Origin of the sequence: Ancylobacter mangrovi (assembly GCF_024752355.1) — a bacterium.
Taxonomy (GTDB): domain Bacteria; phylum Pseudomonadota; class Alphaproteobacteria; order Rhizobiales; family Xanthobacteraceae; genus Ancylobacter; species Ancylobacter mangrovi.
Genome location: NZ_JANTHZ010000003.1, coordinates 107,154 through 126,177 on the forward strand (window position 1 = coordinate 107,154; position 19,024 = coordinate 126,177).

17 protein-coding genes are annotated in these 19,024 nt (G+C 71.4%); 7 read left to right on the forward strand and 10 right to left on the reverse strand.

All coding sequences use genetic code 11. The features are described from left to right. Positions 1-168: 168 nt before the first annotated feature. Positions 169-1,161, reverse strand: coding sequence for an L-threonylcarbamoyladenylate synthase (locus tag NVS89_RS09775; protein ID WP_258732488.1), 993 nt, complete (start codon positions 1,159-1,161; stop codon positions 169-171). A gap of 204 nt (positions 1,162-1,365) precedes the next feature. Between NVS89_RS09775 and NVS89_RS09780 the strand changes: the two genes are divergently transcribed. From NVS89_RS09780 to NVS89_RS09790, 3 genes are all read left to right on the forward strand, one after another. Next, positions 1,366-2,295 carry a histone deacetylase family protein gene (locus NVS89_RS09780; RefSeq protein ID WP_258732490.1) on the forward strand — a complete coding sequence of 310 codons (930 nt, stop codon included), beginning with the start codon at positions 1,366-1,368 and terminating at the stop codon, positions 2,293-2,295. Between the two features lie 67 nt (positions 2,296-2,362). Continuing rightward, positions 2,363-2,638: an exodeoxyribonuclease VII small subunit gene (locus NVS89_RS09785; RefSeq protein WP_258732492.1), complete on the forward strand. Its 276-nt coding sequence runs from the start codon at positions 2,363-2,365 to the stop codon at positions 2,636-2,638. A 20-nt stretch (positions 2,639-2,658) separates the two neighbouring features. Next, positions 2,659-3,081 carry a DUF1284 domain-containing protein gene (locus NVS89_RS09790; protein WP_258732493.1) on the forward strand — a complete coding sequence of 141 codons (423 nt, stop codon included), beginning with the start codon at positions 2,659-2,661 and terminating at the stop codon, positions 3,079-3,081. Positions 3,082-3,087: 6 nt separating this feature from the next. Here the strand turns inward: NVS89_RS09790 and NVS89_RS09795 are convergent, their stop codons facing one another. The 3 genes from NVS89_RS09795 to NVS89_RS09805 are packed head-to-tail and all read right to left on the reverse strand — an operon-like array spanning position 3,088 to position 5,204. Further along, positions 3,088-3,339, reverse strand: coding sequence for a DUF1272 domain-containing protein (locus NVS89_RS09795; RefSeq protein ID WP_258732494.1), 252 nt, complete (start codon positions 3,337-3,339; stop codon positions 3,088-3,090). 27 nt (positions 3,340-3,366) lie between these two features. Continuing rightward, positions 3,367-3,954, reverse strand: coding sequence for a protein-S-isoprenylcysteine O-methyltransferase (locus NVS89_RS09800; RefSeq protein WP_258732495.1), 588 nt, complete (start codon positions 3,952-3,954; stop codon positions 3,367-3,369). Next, positions 3,951-5,204 carry a hypothetical protein gene (locus NVS89_RS09805; RefSeq protein WP_258732496.1) on the reverse strand — a complete coding sequence of 418 codons (1,254 nt, stop codon included), beginning with the start codon at positions 5,202-5,204 and terminating at the stop codon, positions 3,951-3,953. The genes NVS89_RS09800 and NVS89_RS09805 overlap by 4 nt, the downstream gene beginning before the upstream one ends. A 273-nt stretch (positions 5,205-5,477) precedes the next feature. On the opposite strand from NVS89_RS09805, the gene dxs reads away from it, so the two are divergent. Genes dxs through NVS89_RS09820 form a run of 3 tightly spaced genes read left to right on the forward strand, consistent with a single transcriptional unit; the run spans position 5,478 to position 9,493 of the window. Continuing rightward, positions 5,478-7,421, forward strand: coding sequence for a 1-deoxy-D-xylulose-5-phosphate synthase (gene dxs, locus NVS89_RS09810; protein WP_258732497.1), 1,944 nt, complete (start codon positions 5,478-5,480; stop codon positions 7,419-7,421). Positions 7,422-7,442: 21 nt separating this feature from the next. Then, entirely contained in the window at positions 7,443-8,228 is a 786-nt protein-coding gene (locus tag NVS89_RS09815) for a TlyA family RNA methyltransferase (RefSeq protein WP_258732498.1), read from the forward strand. Continuing rightward, positions 8,225-9,493, forward strand: a complete 1,269-nt coding sequence (locus NVS89_RS09820; protein ID WP_258732499.1) for a class I SAM-dependent RNA methyltransferase — start codon at positions 8,225-8,227, stop codon at positions 9,491-9,493. The genes NVS89_RS09815 and NVS89_RS09820 overlap by 4 nt, the downstream gene beginning before the upstream one ends. 12 nt (positions 9,494-9,505) lie before the next feature. Here the strand turns inward: NVS89_RS09820 and NVS89_RS09825 are convergent, their stop codons facing one another. The 3 genes from NVS89_RS09825 to aroC form a co-directional block, all read right to left on the reverse strand. Then, positions 9,506-10,309 carry a DUF1194 domain-containing protein gene (locus NVS89_RS09825; protein WP_258732500.1) on the reverse strand — a complete coding sequence of 268 codons (804 nt, stop codon included), beginning with the start codon at positions 10,307-10,309 and terminating at the stop codon, positions 9,506-9,508. 151 nt (positions 10,310-10,460) lie between these two features. Further along, positions 10,461-11,765: a 3,4-dihydroxy-2-butanone-4-phosphate synthase gene (gene ribB / locus NVS89_RS09830; RefSeq protein WP_258732501.1), complete on the reverse strand. Its 1,305-nt coding sequence runs from the start codon at positions 11,763-11,765 to the stop codon at positions 10,461-10,463. A gap of 92 nt (positions 11,766-11,857) precedes the next feature. Then, complete coding sequence (aroC, locus tag NVS89_RS09835) at positions 11,858-12,970, reverse strand: chorismate synthase (protein WP_258732503.1); 1,113 nt, start codon at positions 12,968-12,970, stop codon at positions 11,858-11,860. Between the two features lie 163 nt (positions 12,971-13,133). On the opposite strand from aroC, the gene NVS89_RS09840 reads away from it, so the two are divergent. Further along, entirely contained in the window at positions 13,134-14,453 is a 1,320-nt protein-coding gene (locus tag NVS89_RS09840) for a hemolysin family protein (protein ID WP_258732505.1), read from the forward strand. 20 nt (positions 14,454-14,473) lie between these two features. Here NVS89_RS09840 and NVS89_RS09845 read toward each other — a convergent pair whose 3' ends face one another. The 3 genes from NVS89_RS09845 to aptA all read right to left on the reverse strand — a co-directional run bounded on the left by NVS89_RS09845 (position 14,474) and on the right by aptA (position 18,860). Further along, positions 14,474-14,716: a hypothetical protein gene (locus NVS89_RS09845; RefSeq protein WP_258732506.1), complete on the reverse strand. Its 243-nt coding sequence runs from the start codon at positions 14,714-14,716 to the stop codon at positions 14,474-14,476. A 246-nt stretch (positions 14,717-14,962) separates the two neighbouring features. Then, a complete protein-coding gene (hrpB, locus tag NVS89_RS09850; RefSeq protein ID WP_258732507.1) occupies positions 14,963-17,440 on the reverse strand; it encodes an ATP-dependent helicase HrpB in 2,478 nt (825 codons plus the stop codon). Positions 17,441-17,510: 70 nt separating this feature from the next. Further along, positions 17,511-18,860 (reverse strand): omega-aminotransferase AptA, encoded by a 1,350-nt coding sequence (gene aptA / locus NVS89_RS09855; RefSeq protein ID WP_258732508.1) that lies wholly within the window; start codon positions 18,858-18,860, stop codon positions 17,511-17,513. Positions 18,861-19,024: the final 164 nt, after the last annotated feature.

A 19,024-nucleotide genomic window follows, 5' to 3' on the forward strand; every position in this document is an offset into this window, starting at 1 on the left:
GCCTACGCAACAACTGAACCGCGCCGCCGCGTGGTTTGCCGGCGACAGGCAAGACCGCGCGTTCATGACTTCATGGTTGTCGCGTATTAACCTTGCGAGGGGGTTAATGCCGGCGGCGCTTGGCCGTCGATTGGCGCCGGCATGGCCATTTCTGGATAGGATGAGGCGTCAGCGGGGCGCGGCGGCGCGGCCCAGCCGGTCGGCGATCGCCTCGCCCAGGCCCTGCCGGGGAAGCGGCACCACGGCGATGGAATCGGCGCCGCTGGCTTCGAGATCGCGCAGATGCGCGAACAGGTTGGCCGCCGCCTCCACCAGATCGCCCGAGGGGCTGAGATCGCGGCACGCCTTCGCCTGCTCGAAGCCGGGCGGGCGCGCGGCGGCGAAGGTGAGCAACGCCTCGCCGGGCCGCACTTCCCGCGCGCCGAGCCGGACGGGAACGGACGGCGCATAATGCGAGGCCAGCATGCCGGGCGCGAGCGGCGCGGTCTCGGCCGTGGGCGCGGCGGGGCTGGCGAGCGGAGCGCCGAGCGCCGCCTCGATGGCCTCGCGCGGCAGGCCGCCGGGGCGCAGCAGCACCAGCGTGTCGCTGGTGCAGTCGATGATGGTGGATTCCACCCCGACCGGGGTCGGGCCGGCATCGAGGATGAGATCGATGCGCCCGTCGAGATCGGCCAGCACGTGGCCGGCGGTGGTCGGGGAGACGTGGCCGGAGCGGTTTGCGCTCGGCGCCGCGACGGCCCGCCCCACGGCCTGCAGCACGGCGCGCGCCACCTCGTGGCCGGGCACGCGGATCGCGACCGTCGAAAGCCCCGAGCGCGCGAGCGCGCAGGTGGCCCCCTCGCGGGCCGGCACGATGAGGGTCAGCGGGCCGGGCCAGAAGCGGTCGGCCAGCAACTGCGCCGAGGCGGTGAGGTGCCCGACCTGCCGCGCGGCGTCGACGTCCGGCACATGGGCGATCAGCGGGTTGAAGGTCGGGCGCCCCTTCGCCTCGTAGAGGCTGGCGACCGCCACGGGATCGGTGGCGTCGCAGGCGAGGCCGTACACCGTCTCCGTGGGCAGGGCGACGAGGCCGCCCGAGGCGATGAGCTGCGCCGCCCGCGCGATGCCGGGCGCATCGGCGGGCACGAGGCGGGTCGTCCGCGGCTGACGGGGCGCGTTCACGCTATTGCTCTCCGCAACAAGGCGGGGTCGAATAGGATTTCGAGGCGGCGAGGTCAACCGGCGTCGCGGCTGGGGAAAGCCCGGCGCGAGGCGCCGTGGCCGGCGGCTTCGGCTGGTTCGGCGGGCGCACGTGGCATATCGTCCACCATGCCCTAGATAATAGCCGCATCCAAAACGATACGCAGAGCAGCATCCGGGAACGCCATGACCACCCTTCTCATCCAGCACGACGCCTGCCTCGAACACCTCACCCCGGCGGGTCATCCCGAACGGCCGGACCGCGTGCGGGTGCTCAACCGCGTGTTCGAGGACGAGAAGTTCGCCAATCTCGCCCGCGAGCAGGCGCCGCTCGGCGCGCGCGAGGACATCATCCGCGTGCATCCGGAGGATTTCCTCGACGCGCTGGACGCGGCGGTGCCGACCGAGGGGCTGGTGCGGATCGATGGCGACACCGTCATGTCGCCCGGCACCGGCGAGGCGATCTGGCGCGGCGTCGGCGGCGCCGTGCTCGGGGTCGACGAGGTGCTCTCGGGCAAGGTGAAGAACGCGTTCGTCTCGATGCGCCCGCCCGGGCACCACGCCGAGACGCGCACGCCGATGGGTTTCTGCCTGTTCAACAACGTCGCCATCGCCGCCCGCCACGCGCGGGCGGTGCACGGGCTGGGGCGCGTCGCCATCGTCGATTTCGACGTCCATCACGGCAACGGCACGCAGGAGATCTTCTGGTCGGATCCCGACGTCCTCTACGCCTCGACCCACCAGATGCCGCTGTTCCCGGGCACCGGCGCGGTCGGCGAGCGCGGCACGACCGACAACATCGTCAACGCGCCGCTGCGGCCGGGCGATGACGGCGTGCAGTTCCGCGAGGCGTTCGAAAGCCGGATCCTGCCGCGGGTCGCGGCGTTCGGGCCGGAGCTCATCATCATCTCGGCCGGCTTCGACGCCCATACGCGCGATCCGCTCGCCGCGCTCAACCTGCTCGAGGACGACTTCTCCTGGGTGACCAAGAAGCTGATGGACCTCGCCGACAAGCATTGCGGCGGCCGCATCGTCTCGGTGCTGGAAGGCGGCTACGACCTCGAAGGGCTGGCGCGCTCCGCCTCGGCCCATGTCACGGCGCTGATGCGCGGGTGAGGCGGGCCGGGGTCGAACCGGCGGGTGCGAGACTGTATAAGAACGCGACTCGCAGCGGGAGACGGCGATGAGTGACAGGACGGGCGGCGATCCGGCGACCGGCAGCATGACGGACGTTGATGGGATGAGCTTCGAGCGGGCGCTCGCCGAGCTCGAATCGATCGTCGCCAAGCTGGAGAGCGGCAACGTGCCGCTCGAGGAATCGATCAGCCTCTATGCGCGCGGCGAGGCGCTCAAGGCACGCTGCGACGCGCTGCTGAAGGACGCCGAGGCACGGGTCGAGAAGATCACCCTCGGCGCCGACGGCCGCCCCTCGGGCACCCAGCCGCTCGACGGCGACTAGCCGGCGAGGCGCGGCTCACCATGAGCGTCCGCCTGCGCGCCCATCACCTCCTGTGCCTGCTCACCTATGTCGGCAAGGGCTACACCCCCGCCTTCGTCGCCCATTACGAGCGCGTCGTCGCCCGGCTCAATGCGGGCGAGGAGGCGGTGCTGGTCGAGGGGCCCGACGAGATCTGCGCGCCGATGCTGGAAGGCGGCCATCACTGCCTGAAGCCGCGCATCGCCGCCCGCGATGGCGAGGCGATCGAGGCGCTGCGGTCCGTGCTGGGCGCGGAGCTTCGGCCCGGGGCGCGCGTGCCGCTCGGCAGGGAGCAGGTAAGCGCGATGCGCATCGCCTTCGCGGCCGGGACCATCCGCGGCGCCTGCGCCCGCTGCCAGTGGTCGGAGCTGTGCACCGGCGTCGCGGCGGAAGGATTCGCCGCCGCCCGTTTCATCGGCGGCTGACGGCGCTCAGGCGGAAAGCTTCCTGCGGCAGTCGGGATTGAAGGTGCGCGCGGTGGCGGCGGGATGGCGCGCCAGCGCCGCCGGCGGGCGGACGGGCCGGCGCACCAGTTCGCCGCTGCAATTGGGGCAGATGCCGCCGAGCACGTCGGCGGCGCAATCGGCGCAGAAGGTGCACTCGAAGGTGCAGATCATGGCGTCGCGCGAGCCGGGAGGCAGGTCGCGGTCGCAGCACTCGCAGTTCGGCCTCAGCTCCAGCATGGTCCGTCCTCGATCGGTCGGCGGAGATCAGTACAGGCCGGGCACGAGCCGCGCGGTGCGGGCGCTGTAGGCGCGGTACTGGTCGCCGAAGGTGTCGAGCATCATCGCCTCCTCGCGCCCGATGCGGAAGGCGTACAGGATGCCGAAGCCGATCAGCCCGGCCGGGCCGGCGACGAGGTTCGGGATCAGCACCGCCTGCGCCAGCGCCCACAGGAAGAAGGCCGAGTACATGGGGTGGCGCACATAGCGGTAGACCCCCTCGGTGATCAGCTTGTGGGTGTCCTTGATCTCCAGCGTCACCGACCAGTTGCGGCCGAGGTCCTTGTGGGTCCGGCGGAACAGCCAGAGCGAGGCCGCGAAGATGAGGGTGCCCAGCGCGAGCTGAAACGGCGAATAGGGATAGTTGTAGGCGTTGAAGAGCTTCGAGGTCGCCCACAGCAGCGGGATGATGCCGAGCCCCAGCGTGGAGCAGGAGAGCAGCACCAGTTCGCGCACGCGATGGCGCGCGTCGACCACGCGCTCGCGCTTCACCCGGCGTTCGAAGGGCAGGCGGATGAGGTACCACCCGATCACACCGGCGGCCCAGATGATCTTGGCGGCGACAAGCAGATTCATGGAATGTCCGTCGTTGAGGCGATGAGCGCGCCGTCGGCGGTGAACCGTCCGATCGGCCCATCCTGCCGGAGGCTGAGTTCGGCAAAGGGGATGGGGCCAAGCGCGAACATGAAGTAGTCGTAGGCGGCCCGTCGCTCATTGGCCAGCAGGAACTGGTAGTGGATGCGCATGGTGTGCCAGCGCAGCCGCCGCAGCTTCTCCGGCGTCAGCATGCGCTTGATGTTGGCGTTGCGCAGCAGGGGCTGCACCGGCGCTTCGTCGTCGAAATCGGCGCGGGCGAGCGTGACCGGGTGGAACTTGTAGAAATTGATGGCGTCGTGGCGGGCCTGGTACTCGACCCAGACCAGCCCCTCGGTTGTCGCCACGCGGCGGGCGGCGGCGCGCACCTTCTCGCCCTTCGGGTGCAGCGCGAGCTTGGGGATGGTGGCGCCGCAGGTGAGAAGGCACAGCCGCGTGCCGGAGCGGGCGAGGCCGGGCTCGCGCGCGAGCGCCCGCTCGATCACGCCGAGCATGAGCGTGGCGCCGAGGCTGTGGCCGACCAGCAGGATCTCGTCATGTCCGCCCGAGCGCACCGCCTCGACCAGGATGTCGGCGAAGCGGTCCAGCCGCGCCTCGAGCTCGGGCGCGCGGTCGTGGAGGTAGTGATGGGCGAGGTCCCAGTCGTCGAGCGCCTGGTGCAGGCGCCAGTCGCGGCCCGGCCGGTGGAACAGCGCGAAGAACGCGCCGACCGCGACCGCGAGGCCGACGAGCAGGGGAAGCGGCGAGGGCATCGCGCCGGCGGCGAGATGGCCGGCCAGCCAGCCGGCGAGAATGCCGCCGGCGGCGAACAGGGCGACGATGGCGAAGGGAAAGGCGAAGAAGAACCAGTAGCGCGGGCTCGCCTTGATGTAGCGCCGCGCCGTGCCGCTGACGAGCACCTCCCAGAGCCCCCGGAAGCCGCCGACGAGCCGACGCGGATCGGATCGCTCGTCGAGCGCGACCACGATGTCGTCCCAGCGCAGGATGCGGTAGTCGGTCCGCATGCGCCAGTTCGGGCCGTGCGTGGCCACGTCCCAGCGCGCGGCCACGCCCGTGCCGTCGTCGAGGCGTGGCGAGACTTCCACCTGCGCCCCCCACAGCGCGGCGAACAGGCCGGCCTGGTAGACGAAGCGGTCGTGGTGATAGTCCATGTCGGTCGGGTCGTGGCCGGGCAGGAAGAGGACGAGCCGCCGGCCGCCATTCCCGCCATCGGTCTGCGGGTCCCGTTCCACTGAATCAACGCCCTCGGGCGCCACGTTCATCATGCGGCGGTTCTAAACAATGACGTGGCGGTAGGCCAACATTTGTGCATGCCCGGCAGGCGGTCTCCACATCCTGTTGCGGCGGGCGCACCGGGGTGCGGCACCGCGTCGGAGCCATGGCGGGCGCGGGCCGGCAGGGACGCGCGTGCGTTGCACCTGAAGAAAGCATTGTGTATGCGATTGAACTTCGTCCGCGGCACCGCATTTGCCTTTAAGACCGACGTGACGTGACCGGAGACGTAATTGACCCGTCCCTCCACCCCTCTTCTCGATGCGATCCGCGAACCAGCTGATCTGCGCAACCTGCCGGACGACAGGCTGCAGCAGCTTGCCGCCGAGCTGCGCGAGGAGACCATCGATGCCGTGTCCGTCACCGGCGGGCATCTGGGCGCGGGGCTCGGCGTGGTCGAACTCACGGTCGCGCTGCATCACGTTTTCGATACTCCCTATGACCGGCTGATCTGGGATGTCGGCCACCAGTGCTATCCGCACAAGATCCTGACCGGGCGGCGCGAGCGCATCCGCACCCTGCGCCAGGGTGGGGGGCTGTCCGGCTTCACCAACCGTGCCGAGAGCGAATACGACCCGTTCGGCGCCGGCCATTCCTCGACCTCGATCTCCGCCGGCCTCGGCATGGCGGTGGCGCGCGACCTCGAGACGGCGCGTGATCCCGGGCTGAAGCGGCGCAACGTGGTCTGCGTGATCGGCGACGGGGCGATGTCGGCCGGCATGGCCTATGAGGCGATGAACAATGCCGGGGCGATGGATTCGCGGCTCATCGTCATCCTGAACGACAACGACATGTCGATCGCCCCGCCGGTGGGGGCAATGTCGGCCTATCTCGCCCGGCTGATCTCCGGCCGGACCTACCGCTCGCTGCGCGAGACCGCCAAGCAGCTCGCCGGCAATCTGCCGAAGTTCTTCGGGCGCCAGGCGGCGCGGGCGGAGGAGTTCGCGCGCGGCTTCTGGACCGGCGGCACGCTGTTCGAGGAGCTCGGCTTCTACTATGTCGGCCCGATCGACGGGCACAATCTCGACCATCTGCTGCCGATCCTGCGCAATGTGCGCGACACCGAGACCGGGCCGATCCTGGTCCATGTCGTGACCCAGAAGGGCAAGGGCTATCCGCCGGCCGAGGAGTCGGCCGACAAGTATCACGGCGTGCAGCGCTTCGACGTCGCCACGGGCACGCAGCGTAAGGCGACCTCGAACGCGCCGACCTATACCAGCGTGTTCGCCGAGAGCCTGGTCGAGGAGGCGCGGCACGACGAGCGCATCGTCGCCATCAACGCCGCCATGCCGGCCGGCACCGGGCTCGACCTGTTCGGCCACCATTTCCCGGACCGGACCTTCGACGTCGGTATCGCCGAGCAGCACGCGGTGACCTTCGCCGCCGGGCTGGCGAGCGAGGGCTACAAGCCGTTCTGCGCCATCTACTCGACCTTCCTGCAGCGCGCCTACGACCAGATCGTCCACGACGTCGCCATCCAGCGCCTGCCGGTGCGCTTCGCCATCGATCGCGCCGGGCTGGTCGGGGCGGACGGGGCGACGCATGTCGGCGCCTTCGACGTGCCGATGCTGGCGACGCTGCCGGGCATGGTGGTGATGGCCGCCAGCGACGAGGCCGAGCTCATGCACATGGTCGCGACGGCCGCCGCCTATGACGAGGGTCCGATCGCCTTCCGCTATCCGCGCGGCGAGGGTGCCGGCGTCGAGCGGCCCGCGCGCGGCCAGCCGCTGGAGATCGGGCGCGGGCGGATCGTGCGCGAGGGCTCCAAGGTGGCGCTGCTGTCGCTCGGCACGCGGCTCGGCGCCTGCACGGTCGCCGCCGAGCAACTCGCTGGCTTCGGCCTTTCGACCACGGTGGCCGATGCGCGCTTCGCCAAGCCGCTCGACCGCGACCTGATTCTGCGTCTTGCGCGCGCGCACGAGGTGCTGATCACGGTGGAGGAAGGCGCGGTCGGCGGCTTCGGCGCCCATGTGCTGTCCATGCTGGCCGAGGTCGGGGCGCTCGAGCGCGGGCTGAAGGTGCGCACGCTTCACCTGCCGGACCGGTTCATCGAGCATGAGAGCCCCGCGGGCCAGCTTCATGAGGCGGGCCTCGACGCGGAAGGCATCGTGCGCGGCGTGTTCGCGGCGCTGGGGCGCGCGGAGGACGCGGCGGCGCTTGCGCTCCTGCGCGGCTGAGCCCCGCCGGGAGCGGCGAGGATGAATGGCGACATGTCCGGCGAGCTGGCGGACGGACCGGCCGGTACGGGGCGCCAGCGCGCCGACCGGGTGCTGGTGCAGCGCGGCCTGTTCGACAGCCGCGCCCGCGCGCAGGCGGCGATTGCCGCGGGCCTTGTGAGCGCGGACGGGCGACAGGTCGCCAAAGCCTCCGACATGATCGCTGCCGGCGCCGTCATCGAGGCGCGCGAGGCCTATGAGTGGGTGTCGCGCGCGGGCCTGAAGCTCGAGGCCGCGCTCGACCGGGCAGGGCTCGACGTCACGGGGCTCGAGGCGCTGGATGTCGGCGCCTCGACCGGCGGCTTCACGCAGGTGCTGCTGGCGCGCGGCGCGCGGCGGGTCCATGCGGTCGATGTCGGGCGCGACCAGCTTCACGCGCGGCTGCGCACCGATGCGCGGGCGGTATCGATCGAGGGCACCGACATACGCGCCCTGGCGCCGGGCGCGGTGCCGACGGCAGACATCATCGTCATGGATGTCAGCTTCATCTCGCTGGCGCAGGTGCTGCCGGCGGCGCTCGCCCATGCCGGGCCCGCAGCCGTGCTGGTCGCGCTGGTGAAGCCCCAGTTCGAGGTCGGGCGCGACAGGCTCTCCAAGGGCGGGATCGTCAAGGACGCGCAGGCGCGCGCCGATGCGGTGGACAGGATCGCAGCCGTGCTCGCGGAGCTCGGCTGGAGCGTGACCCATCGCCTCGCTTCGCCGATCGCGGGGGGCGACGGGAATGAGGAGTTCCTGCTGGTCGCGCGGCGCGGGGAGATGCCACGATGAGCCGGCTTGCGGAGGCGGAGCGCGTGCAGCTCGCCATCGATCATCTCGGCCATCGCGGGGACGGCGTCGCGACGACGTCGGAAGGGCCGGTCTACGTGCCGCTGACGCTCGCCGGCGAACTGGTGGAGGTGGAGCGCGCGGGCGATCGCGCGCGCCTGGTCTCGGTGGTCGAGCCGAGCCCGGAGCGGATCGAACCGATCTGCCGCCATGTCGGCCAGTGCGGGGGCTGCGCGCTGCAGCACTGGAGCCGTGAGCCCTATGAGGCGTGGAAGCGCACGCTGGTGACACAGGCGCTGGCCCGCGTCGGGCTGGCGCCGGACGTGGCGCCGCTGGTCCCCGCCCATGGCGAGGGGCGCCGCCGCGCGACGTTCCACGCCCGCAGCCCGGGCGGCAGCGCCAGGCGCGGGGAGGATCTGCTCGCGGTCGGCTTCGCCGGGCGGCGCAGCCATGCGGTGGTCGCCATCGATGCCTGCCCGATCCTCGCGCCTTCCATGGCCGGCGCGCTTTCCGCCGCCTGGGCGGTGGCGCAGGTGCTGGCCCCGCTCGCCAAGCCGCTCGACATCCAGGTGACGGCGACCGAGACCGGGCTCGATCTCGACGTGCGCGGCAGCGGCCCGCTGAAGCCGGCCCGTGTCGCGGCGCTCGCGGAAGCGGCCGGTACGCTCGGGCTCGCCCGGTTGACGCGCCATGGCGAGCTGGTGCTCCAACGCGAGCCGCCGCTCGTCACCATGGGCCGCGCGCGGGTGACGCTGCCGCCCGGCTCCTTCCTGCAGGCGACGGCACGGGGGGAGGCGGTGCTCTCCGCCCTGGTGCAGGAGGCGATGACGGGACGGCGGCGGATCGCCGACCTGTTCGCGGGCGTGGGCACCTTCGCCCTGCGCCTTGCCGGCGAGGCGCGGGTCGCCGCCTATGAGAGCGCGGTGCCGGCGGTGGAGGCGCTGCTGCGCGCCGTGCGCGGGACGTCGGGCCTCAAGCCGGTGACGGCCGAGGCGCGCGACCTGTTCCGGCGGCCGCTGCTGCCGATGGAACTGAAGGGCTTCGACGCGGTGGTGTTCGACCCGCCCCGCCAGGGTGCGGAGGCGCAGGCGCGCCAGCTCGCGGCGAGCGTCGTGCCGCTGGTGGTCGGGGTTTCCTGCGATCCGGCGAGCTTCGCGCGCGATGCCGCGATCCTTACCGAGGGCGGCTACCGGCTGGAGCACGTGACGCCGGTCGACCAGTTCCTCTACTCGCCCCATGTGGAGCTGGTGGGCGTGTTCCGGCGCTGACGGACCGGTCGCTCAGTTGCCCCAGCGCTCCATCCACATGCGCTCGCCGACGGTGCAGGAGATGCGCGGCTTGTCGGCCACGTGCTGCACCAGCTCGCGCTTCGGCGGCACCACGCCGGCGATCTCCAGCACCAGCTTGGTCTTGATGGCGTCGGCGAATTCGTGCGTGCCGTGCACCGGGATGACGAAGGCGCCCGGGCCGCCGATGACGCAGTCCTCGTAATAGACGTCGAGCTGGCCGATATCGAGCATGGAGCCGGCGGGCTCCTTCAGCATCAGCGGCAGGCCGTTGATGGTGATGCCGCGCGAGACGAGGTCGTCGCGCGTCGGCTCGACCATCGGCCCCTGGTTGTTGGTGCCGTCGCCGGAGATGTCGATGACGCGGCGCAGGCCACGGATGCCGTTATGCTCGATCTGGTCGGCGCCGAACTCCATCGCGCCGGAGATCGAGGTGCGGTAGACGCGGCGCAGCGGCGCGTCGTGGATGGCGGCGGCGAAGGCTTCCGCTTCGGCCTTGTTGCTGATGAAGGTCCAGTCGACCACGACCTTCTGGTCCTCGATGCCCGCCCATTCGACATAGGCGATGGCCACCCGCCCGTTCGGGCCGAGCTTGAGCGCATTGAGGAACTCGGGGGAGGTCACGGCCTTGATGTAGCCGTCCCGCTGGAGGGCGAGCTCGTCGAGATCCATCGAGTAGGAGACGTCGACCGCGAGCACCAGCTCGACGTCGACGGGTTCGTCCGCCCAGGCGCCGGAACTGGCCAGCGCACCCGCGAGCAACGCAAACGCAACCTGGAAAAGGCGCACGCACGACATCGCGACCTCCGTCGGTGACGGGACCTCGACGTGTCAGAGACGCGTCACAATAATGGTGGCACGGCTGCGCGGCGGCCAGAAAGGCGAAATTGCAGGCAGGGCGCCGCGCGCGATGCCATTCGCGTGAGCGTCGCTACCGGGGTAGGCGGGCCTAGACGTCCAGCGTTTCGGTGCCGGTGATCTCGATGCCGAAGCCGGCCACGCCGACATAGGTGCGGGCGCGCGAGGCGAGGAGACGGATCGAGGAGATGCCGAGGTCGCGCAGGATCTGGGCGCCGAGCCCCACCTCGCGCCAGTTCTCGTCGCGCAGCCGGGCGCTCTCCATCTTCTCGTCGCCGCCCACCGCCGTGACGGGAACGCCCGCCGTGCCGTCGCGCAGATAGACCAGCACGCCGCGGCCCTCGGCCTTGATGCGCTCCAGCGAGGCGCGGATCGCCTTGCCGCCGGTGAACACGTCGCCGATCGGGTCGGCGCGGTGGAGCCGGACCAGCACGTCGCGCCCGTCGCCGATCTTGCCGTGCACGAGGGCGATGTGGTTCACCGGCTCGAACGGCGTGATGTAGGAGATGCCATGCATCTCGCCGACCACCGTCGGGGCGGCGAATTCGGCGGTGCGCGAGACCAGCTTCTCGCGAAGCTGACGATAGGCGATGAGGTCGGCGACCGAGATCCGCGTCAGCGCGTGCTCGCTGGCGAAGTCGGCGACCTTCGGCCCGCGCATCACGGTGCCGTCGTCGTTCACCAGCTCGCAGATCACGCCGACCGGCTCGACATTGGCGAGCCGGCACAGGTCGACTGCAGCCTCGGTATGGCCCGAGCGCATCAGCACGCCGCCCTCGCGCGCGATCAGCGGGAAGATGTGCCCCGGGCGCACGAAGTCGGCCGCGCCGGCGTTCGGGTTGGCGAGCGCGCGCACGGTGGCGGTGCGGTCCTCGGCGGAAATGCCGGTGGTCGTGCCGTGGCGGTAGTCGACCGAGATGGTGAAGGCGGTGGCGTGCGGCGCGTCGTTGTCGGTCACCATCGGGCTGAGCCGCAGCCGCTTGGCGTGCTCGAGCGTGATCGGCGTGCAGACGATGCCCGAGGTGTGGCGGACGATGAAGGCGAGCTTCTCCGGCGTGGCGTGCATGGCGGAAAGGATGAGGTCGCCCTCGTTCTCGCGGTCGTCGTCGTCGGTGACGACCAGCATGTCGCCGCGCGCGAAGGCCTCGATCGCCGCTTCGACGCGGGACTGCAGATTGTCGGTCATGTTAGCCACCTCTACGCCTTCGAGCCCCAGGAAGTCATTCGGCGTCACCGCGCCGCCGGTCGCCGCGACGATGCGCGAGCCGGCCTCCCGGGAAATCCAGGGTCGTTCGTCGTTGCACAGAGCGGTGATGCTCGCCGGCGACAGGCCGACGGCGCGCGCGAAGGCGCTGCGGGTCGTGCCGGTCAGGGTGAGCCAGTCCGCGAGCTTCATGCCGGCATGTTAGGACCGGCGAGGTTCGGCCGCAATGAAACCTGCGAAGATTTTTCAGCAATACTGAAATTGCGGTAAGGCGCGGAACGGAATCAGCGCGGAAACGGCCAGGCCGGCGGCGGGGACACCTGCGCCCGCGCACGCAGCACATGGTCGGCGAGGACGCAGGCCATCATCGCCTCGCCCACCGGCACCGCGCGGATGCCGACGCAGGGGTCGTGCCGCCCCTTGGTGACGATCTCGGCGTTCTCGCCGTGCCGGGTCACGGTCTGGCGCGGGGTGAGGATGGAGGAGGTGGGCTTGACCGCGAAGCGCGCCACCACCGGCTGCCCGGTGGAAATGCCGCCGAGAACGCCGCCGGCATGGTTCGACAGGAACAGCGGCGACCCGTCATTGCCCATTCGCATCTCGTCGGCATTGGCCTCGCCCGTGAGGCCGGCGCTGGCGAAGCCCTCGCCGATCTCGACGCCCTTGACCGCGTTGATGCTCATGAAGGCGGCCGCGAGGTCCGCGTCGAGCTTGCCGTAGACCGGCGCGCCGAGGCCGGGCGGGACGCCCTCGGCGACGATCTCGATCACCGCCCCGACCGAGGAGCCGGACTTGCGGATCGCGTCGAGATATTCCGCCATCGCCTGTGCCGCGTCCGCATCCGGGCAGAAGAACGGGTTGCGGTCGATCTCGTCCCAGTCCCAGCGCGAGCGGTCGATGAAGATCTCGCCCATCTGCACCAGCGCGCCGCGCACGGTGACGCCGGCCAACACCCTGGAAGCGAGCGCGCCCGCGGCGACGCGGACCGCCGTCTCGCGGGCCGAGGAGCGCCCGCCGCCGCGATGGTCGCGCAGGCCGTATTTGCGGTCATAGACATAGTCGGCATGGCCGGGCCGGTAGCTCTCGGAAATCGCCGCATAGTCCTTCGAGCGCTGGTCGACATTCTCGATCAGCAGCGCGACCGGCGTGCCGGTGGTGGTGAGCACGCCGTCCTCGTCCTCGATCGTGCCGGAGAGCACCTTCACCTGGTCCGGCTCGCGGCGCTGGGTGGTGAAGCGCGACTGGCCGGGGCGACGGCGGTCGAGCGCGGCCTGGATGTCCTCCAGCCGGAAGCGGATGCCGGGCGGGCAGCCGTCCACCACGCCGCCGATCGCCGGCCCATGGCTCTCGCCGAAGGTCGTGACGCGGAAGAGCTGGCCGAAAGTGTTGAAGGACATGCCGGAATTCGCGCTCGCAATGAAGGCTCGGCGGCTTTTAGGCGTCCGGCGGGCGGGCGTCAAACGCGGCGCGAGGGGCGGCGGGCGCGGCTTCGGGCGCCGGCCATGGCCAAGGCATGCTCCATGCTCCATAATGGCGAAACGAGGCTGCTCCCATCCCCCGATGCCACTATTCGAAATCGCCGTCGTCCTGCTGCTCGTGCTGATCAACGGCGCCCTCGCCATGGCCGAGCTTTCCGTCGTCTCCGCCCGTCCCGCCCGGCTGCGCGCCATGGCCGATGGCGGCTCGCACGGTGCGCGCATCGCGCTGGCGCTGGCGGGCGATCCCGGACGCTTCCTCTCCACGGTGCAGATCGGCATCACGCTGATCGGCATCCTGGCCGGCGCCTTCTCCGGTGCCACGCTCGGCGACATGCTGGGCGAATGGCTGCGCCAGCACGGCGTGTCGCCGGGCATGGCCGGCGGGCTCGGCTACTCGCTGGTGGTGGCGGCGATCACCTATGTTTCGCTGATCGTCGGCGAGCTGATCCCCAAACGCCTCGCGCTGCAGAGCCCGGAGCGGCTGGCGAGCCTCGTCGCGCCCAGCATGATGCTGCTCTCGCGCATCGCCGCGCCGGCGGTCTGGCTGCTCGACCTGTCCTCGCGGATGGTGCTGCGCCTGCTCGGCGAGACCGGCAGCCACGAGGAAAGCAAGGTCTCGGACGAGGAGATCCGCGCCATCGTCGCCGAAGCTGAGACGGCCGGCGTGATCGACCCGGACGAGCGGCGCATGATTGCCGGCGTGATGCGGCTCGCCGACCGCCCGGTGCGCGCGGTGATGACGCCGCGCACCGATGTCGACTGGATCGACCTCAATGACGACCCCGAGACCGTCCGCCAGACGATCCGCGAGACCAGCCATACCCGCATGCCCGCCTGCGAGGGCACGCCGGACGAGAGCGTCGGCGTGATCGACATACGCGACCTGCTCGAGGCCTATCTGAACGGCGAGACGCCGGACCCGCGCCAATACGTCAAGCCGGCGGCGGTGCTGGTGGAGACGGCCGGGGCGCTCGACGCCATGAAGTCGCTGCGCCACGCGGAATCGCCGCTGGCGCTGGTGGTCGACGAATATGGCTCGATGGTCGGCATATTGACGCCGGCCGACCTGCTCGACGCGATCGCTGGCACGGTGGTGCTGGACGAGGCGGGGCAGGTGAGCCCTCACGTGGTGGAGCGGGCCGACGGCAGCTATCTGGTGGCCGGTGCGACGCCGATCGACGAACTCGCCGAGGCGCTGGCGATCCGCGTGCCGCCTGATGCCGGCTTCCACACCGCCGCCGGCTATGTGCTGCACGAGATGAAGGCGCTGCCCCAGGAGGGGTCGTGCTTCGAGGCGATGGGCTGGCGGTTCGAGGTGGTCGACATGGACGGTAGGCGCGTCGACAAGCTGCTGGTGAGCCGCGCCGTCACGCCGCGCCGGCGGGCGCCGCTGGCCGGCTGAACCGCGCGCGCGGGCGCGCCTCAGTCGATGGCGTGCTGCACGGCGCCGGCGATGGCCGGGGGGGTGGTGTCTGGCGCGCCGCCATAGCGGGCGCCGAGCCCGGCGACGACGGTGACGATGGCGACCGCGAGGGCGGCGGCGATCAGGCCGTATTCGAGACCGGTGCCGTGCGGGCGGCGGGCGACCGCGGTGCGCCGGCCATAGGCCGGACGGCGGCCGGCCAGACGGCCATCAACCAGCTCCCTTTCCACCAGCTCTCTCATGATCCGTTCTCTGCTTGCGCTTTTCTGCATCCGATCTGCCTGAAGACAGATTTTATTGTGCTGACACCTTGGGCCGCAGATGTTGACCACGCGTTAAAGCGCAGCGTCACCTTTCGGACTCTCGACCCGTGGTTAATGCTTTACGGACAAGGGGTAGCAAGGTGCCAGGCGCGAGCGGAAAGGCCCGGCCGACGGGTCCGCGCGGCAGGGCTGGCCGCGCGACAGGGCTCGGCCGCGCGGCAGGGTTCAGCTGCGCGGTTTGGCGCGGCGGGTTGGCTCGGCATTGGCCGGGTCTTCCGGCCAGGGGTGCCTCGGGTAGCGCCCGCGCATCTGCGCGCGCACATCGGCCCATGACCCGGCCCAGAAGGCGGGCAGGTCCCGCGTGACCTGGATCGGCCGGTGCGCGGGCGAGAGCAGGGAGAGGGTCAGCGGCACCCGGCCATGGGCGATCGCCGGATGGGTCTTCAGCCCGAACAGTTCCTGCACGCGCACGGCGAGCAGCGGGCCGCCCTCGGCGGCGTAGTCGATCGGCAGGCGCGAGCCGGTGGGGACCTCGACATGGGTCGGCGCCTCTTCTTCCAGCCGACGCGCGAGGTCCCAGGGCAGCAGCCCCGCCAGCGCCTGGCCGAGCCGGTCGGCGTCGATCGCGCCGAGCGAGGTCGCCCCTTCGAGCGCCGGGGCGAGCCAGTCGTCGGCGGTGGCGGCGAGCCGCTCCGGCGAGAGGTCCGGCCAGATGTCGGGGGCGCTCGCATGGAGGAAGCGCACCCGGTCGAGCCATTGGCGCTGGTGGTTCGACCAGCCGAGCCGCTCCAGCCCGCGCGCGGCGGCGGCCCTTGCCAGAGCGAGCGCGGTCTCCGGGCCCGGTGCCAGCGGCGCGGTGCGCTCGGCAAGGACGAGGCTGCCGAGGCGGCGCAGGCGGCGGGCGCGCAGCGCACCCGAGGCGGGATCGAGGCTGGTCTCGACCGTTTCCTCGATAAGGTAGCCGAACGTGCTCTCGATCTCGGCCTCGTCCAGCTCGGCGGCGAGCAGGATGCGTGCTTCCTCCGCCTCGCCCGCCACCTCGCCGACGGCGAGAAAGCGCGCCCTCGCCAGCGACGAGGCCGGGTCGAGCGCGGCACCGCGGCCATTGGCCAGCACGAAGCGGCGCCCGTCGCCGCGCGCGCGGGCGATGCGGTCGGGGAAGGCGAGCGCCAGCAGCGCGGCGGCGGATGGCGGGGACGCCTCGCGGTCGACAGGGCCGGCGAGCCGTTCCGCCTCGCGCGCCCAGCCGGTCGCCTGCCGGCGCACCTCCTCGACGCGGCGCGAGCGCTCGCGCCGGAGGTCGTCGAGGCGATGGAGGAGGTCGGGCGAATCCCCGCCGAGGCCCCGCTCGCCGACGATGGCGGCGATCATCGCGGCGCTTTCCGCCGCGCCGCGCCGGGCACCCTCGATCACCATCCGGGCGAGGCGCGGCTCCAGCGGCAGCCGGGCCATGGCGCGGCCGGCGGCGCTGACGCGGCCGTCGGCATCGAGGGCGCCGAGCTCGCGCAGCAGGGCGCGGGCCTCGTTCACCGCCGGGGCGGGGGGCGGGTCGAGGAAGGCAAGGCTCGCGGGATCGCGTACGCCCCACACCGCGAGGTCGAGGACGAGGCGCGACAGGTCGGCGGCGAGGATTTCCGGCGGCGCGAAGGCCGGCAGGCTCGCCGTTTCCGGCTCGCTCCACAGCCGCCAGCAGGCGCCCGGACCGGTGCGCCCGGCGCGGCCGCGCCGCTGGTCGGCGGCGGCGCGGGAGACGCGGGCCGTCACCAGCCGGGTGAGGCCGACGCCGGGGGCGAAGCGCGGCAGGCGGGCAAGGCCGCTGTCCACCACCACGCGCACGCCTTCGATGGTGAGGCTGGTCTCGGCGATCGAGGTGGCGAGCACGACCTTGCGCCGGCCCGGCGGGGCGGGGGAGATGGCGCGGTCCTGCTCGCGCGGGTCCATGGCGCCGAACAGCGGGGCGATCTCGACCGCGGGATCGCGCACCGCCTCGCGCAGCAGGCGCTCGGTGCGGCGGATTTCCGCCGCGCCGGGCAGGAAGGCGAGGATCGAGCCTTCCTCGGCGGCGAGCGCGCGCAGGATGGCGTCGGCCATCTGCCGCTCCACCGGGCGCCCGGGCTCGCGCCCGAGATAGCGGGTCGCAACCGGAAACAGGCGGCCGAGGCTCTCGACCACGGGTGCCTTGCCGAGCAGGCCGGCCACGCGCGCGCCGTCCAGCGTCGCCGACATGACGAGGAGGCGCAGATCCTCGCGCAGCGCGCCCTGCGCGTCGAGCGCGAGGGCGAGGCCGAGATCGGCGTCGAGGCTGCGCTCGTGGAACTCGTCGAACAGTACCGCGGCGATGCCCGAAAGCTCGGGATCGTCGAGCACCATGCGGGTGAAGATGCCCTCGGTGATCACCTCGATGCGGGTGGTCCGGCCGACCTTGGAGCCGAAGCGGGCGCGGTAACCGACCGTGGCGCCGGCGCTCTCGCCGAGGGTCGCAGCCATGCGCTCGGCGGCGGTGCGGGCGGCGAGGCGCCGCGGCTCCAGCACCAGGATCTTGCCCCCCGCCACCCACGGCTCGTCGAGCAGCGCCAGCGGCACGCGGGTGGTCTTGCCCGCGCCCGGCGGGGCGACCAGCACAGCGCGCGTGCCGGCCGCGAGGGCGTCCGTCAGCGCCGGCAGGGCATCGTCGATGGGGAGGGTGGTGTCGAAGGCGCGCATGGCGCCTGCAGATAGCAGAATCGGGGGCGGCACCGCGAGGCCCCGCCCCCTCGTCGCGGAGGCGGCGCCCTCACATCACCGCGTCGATGGTCTTGCTCAGCTTGTCGACGATCTCGCCGATCTGGCTCTCGCTGATGATCAGCGGCGGGCTGACGGCGATGGTGTCGCCGGTGACGCGGAACATGATGCCGTTGTCGTGAAAGCCCACTTCCATCGCCTTGAAGCCGCGCTTGCCCACGCCCTCGGCGCTCGGTGCCATGTCGAAGGCGGCGACGAGGCCGACCGTGCGGATGTCGAGGATGCCGGGCTTGCCCTTCAGGCTCATCACCGCGTCGGCGAAGATCGGCTCGATGGCGCGGGCGCGCTCGAACAGGCCCTCGTCGCGATAGAGGTCGAGCGTGGCGAGCGAGGCGGCGCAGGCCAGCGGGTGGCCCGAATAGGTGTAGCCGTGGAACAGCTCGATGACGTGCTCGGGGCCGTTCATGAAGGTGTCGTAGATGTCCTTGCGCACGATCACGCCGCCCATCGGCACCGTGCCGGAGGTGACGCCCTTGGCGAAGGCGATCATGTCCGGCACCACGCCGTAGCGCTCGGCGGCGAAGGGGAAGCCGAGGCGGCCGAAGCCGGTGATGACCTCGTCGAAGATCAGCAGGATGCCGTATTTGTCGCAGATCTCGCGCAGGCGCTTGAGATAGCCCTTGGGCGCGGGAAGTCCGCCGGTGGAGCCGGCCATCGGCTCGACGATGACGGCGGCGATGGTCTGGGCGTCGTGCAGCGCGACGAGCCCCTCCAGCGCCTCGGCCCGCTCGGCGCCCCATTCCGGCTCGCCCTTGGAGAAGGCCTGCTTCTCGCGGTCATAGGTCGAGGGCAGGTGGTCGACGCCGGGCAGCAGGCTGCCGAAGAAGCGGCGGTTGGGCGAGATGCCGCCGACCGAGGTGCCGCCGAAGCCGACGCCGTGATAGCCGCGCTCGCGGCCGATGAGGCGGGTGCGCGTCGCCTGCCCCTTGAGGGCGTGATAGGCGAGGGCGATCTTCAGCGCGGTGTCGTCGGCTTCCGAACCGGAATTGCAGAAGAACACATGATCGAGATCGCCGGGGGCCAGTTCGGCGATGCGCGAGGCGACGCGGAAGGCGGTCGGGTGGCCGAACTGGAAGGTCGGCGCGAAGTCGAGCTCGGCCGCCTGCTTCTGGATCGCCTGCACGATCGGGTCGCGGCCGTGGCCGGCATTGGCGCACCACAGGCCCGCCGAGCCGTCGAGGATCGGCCGGCCCTCGGGGGTGAAATAGTGCATGTCCTTGGCGCGCGCGACCATGCGCGGGCGGGCCTTGAAGGCGCGGTTCGCGGTGAAACCCATCCAGAAGGCTTCGAGGTCGTTCGGCGTCGTGGTGCTGACGGCATCGAAATCATAGGCGACGGACATGATCGGTCTCCGGGGAAGTGCTCGCTGGACGGGGCCGTGATTTTAGTCATGTACAATGCGTGAGCATCGATACGCTTACGAGAAATTGTGATGATGTGATCACGATCCCTTCTATGTCATGGGCCGGCCGCGCTTTCCACCTCACGGGCGGCTTGACCTCGAAG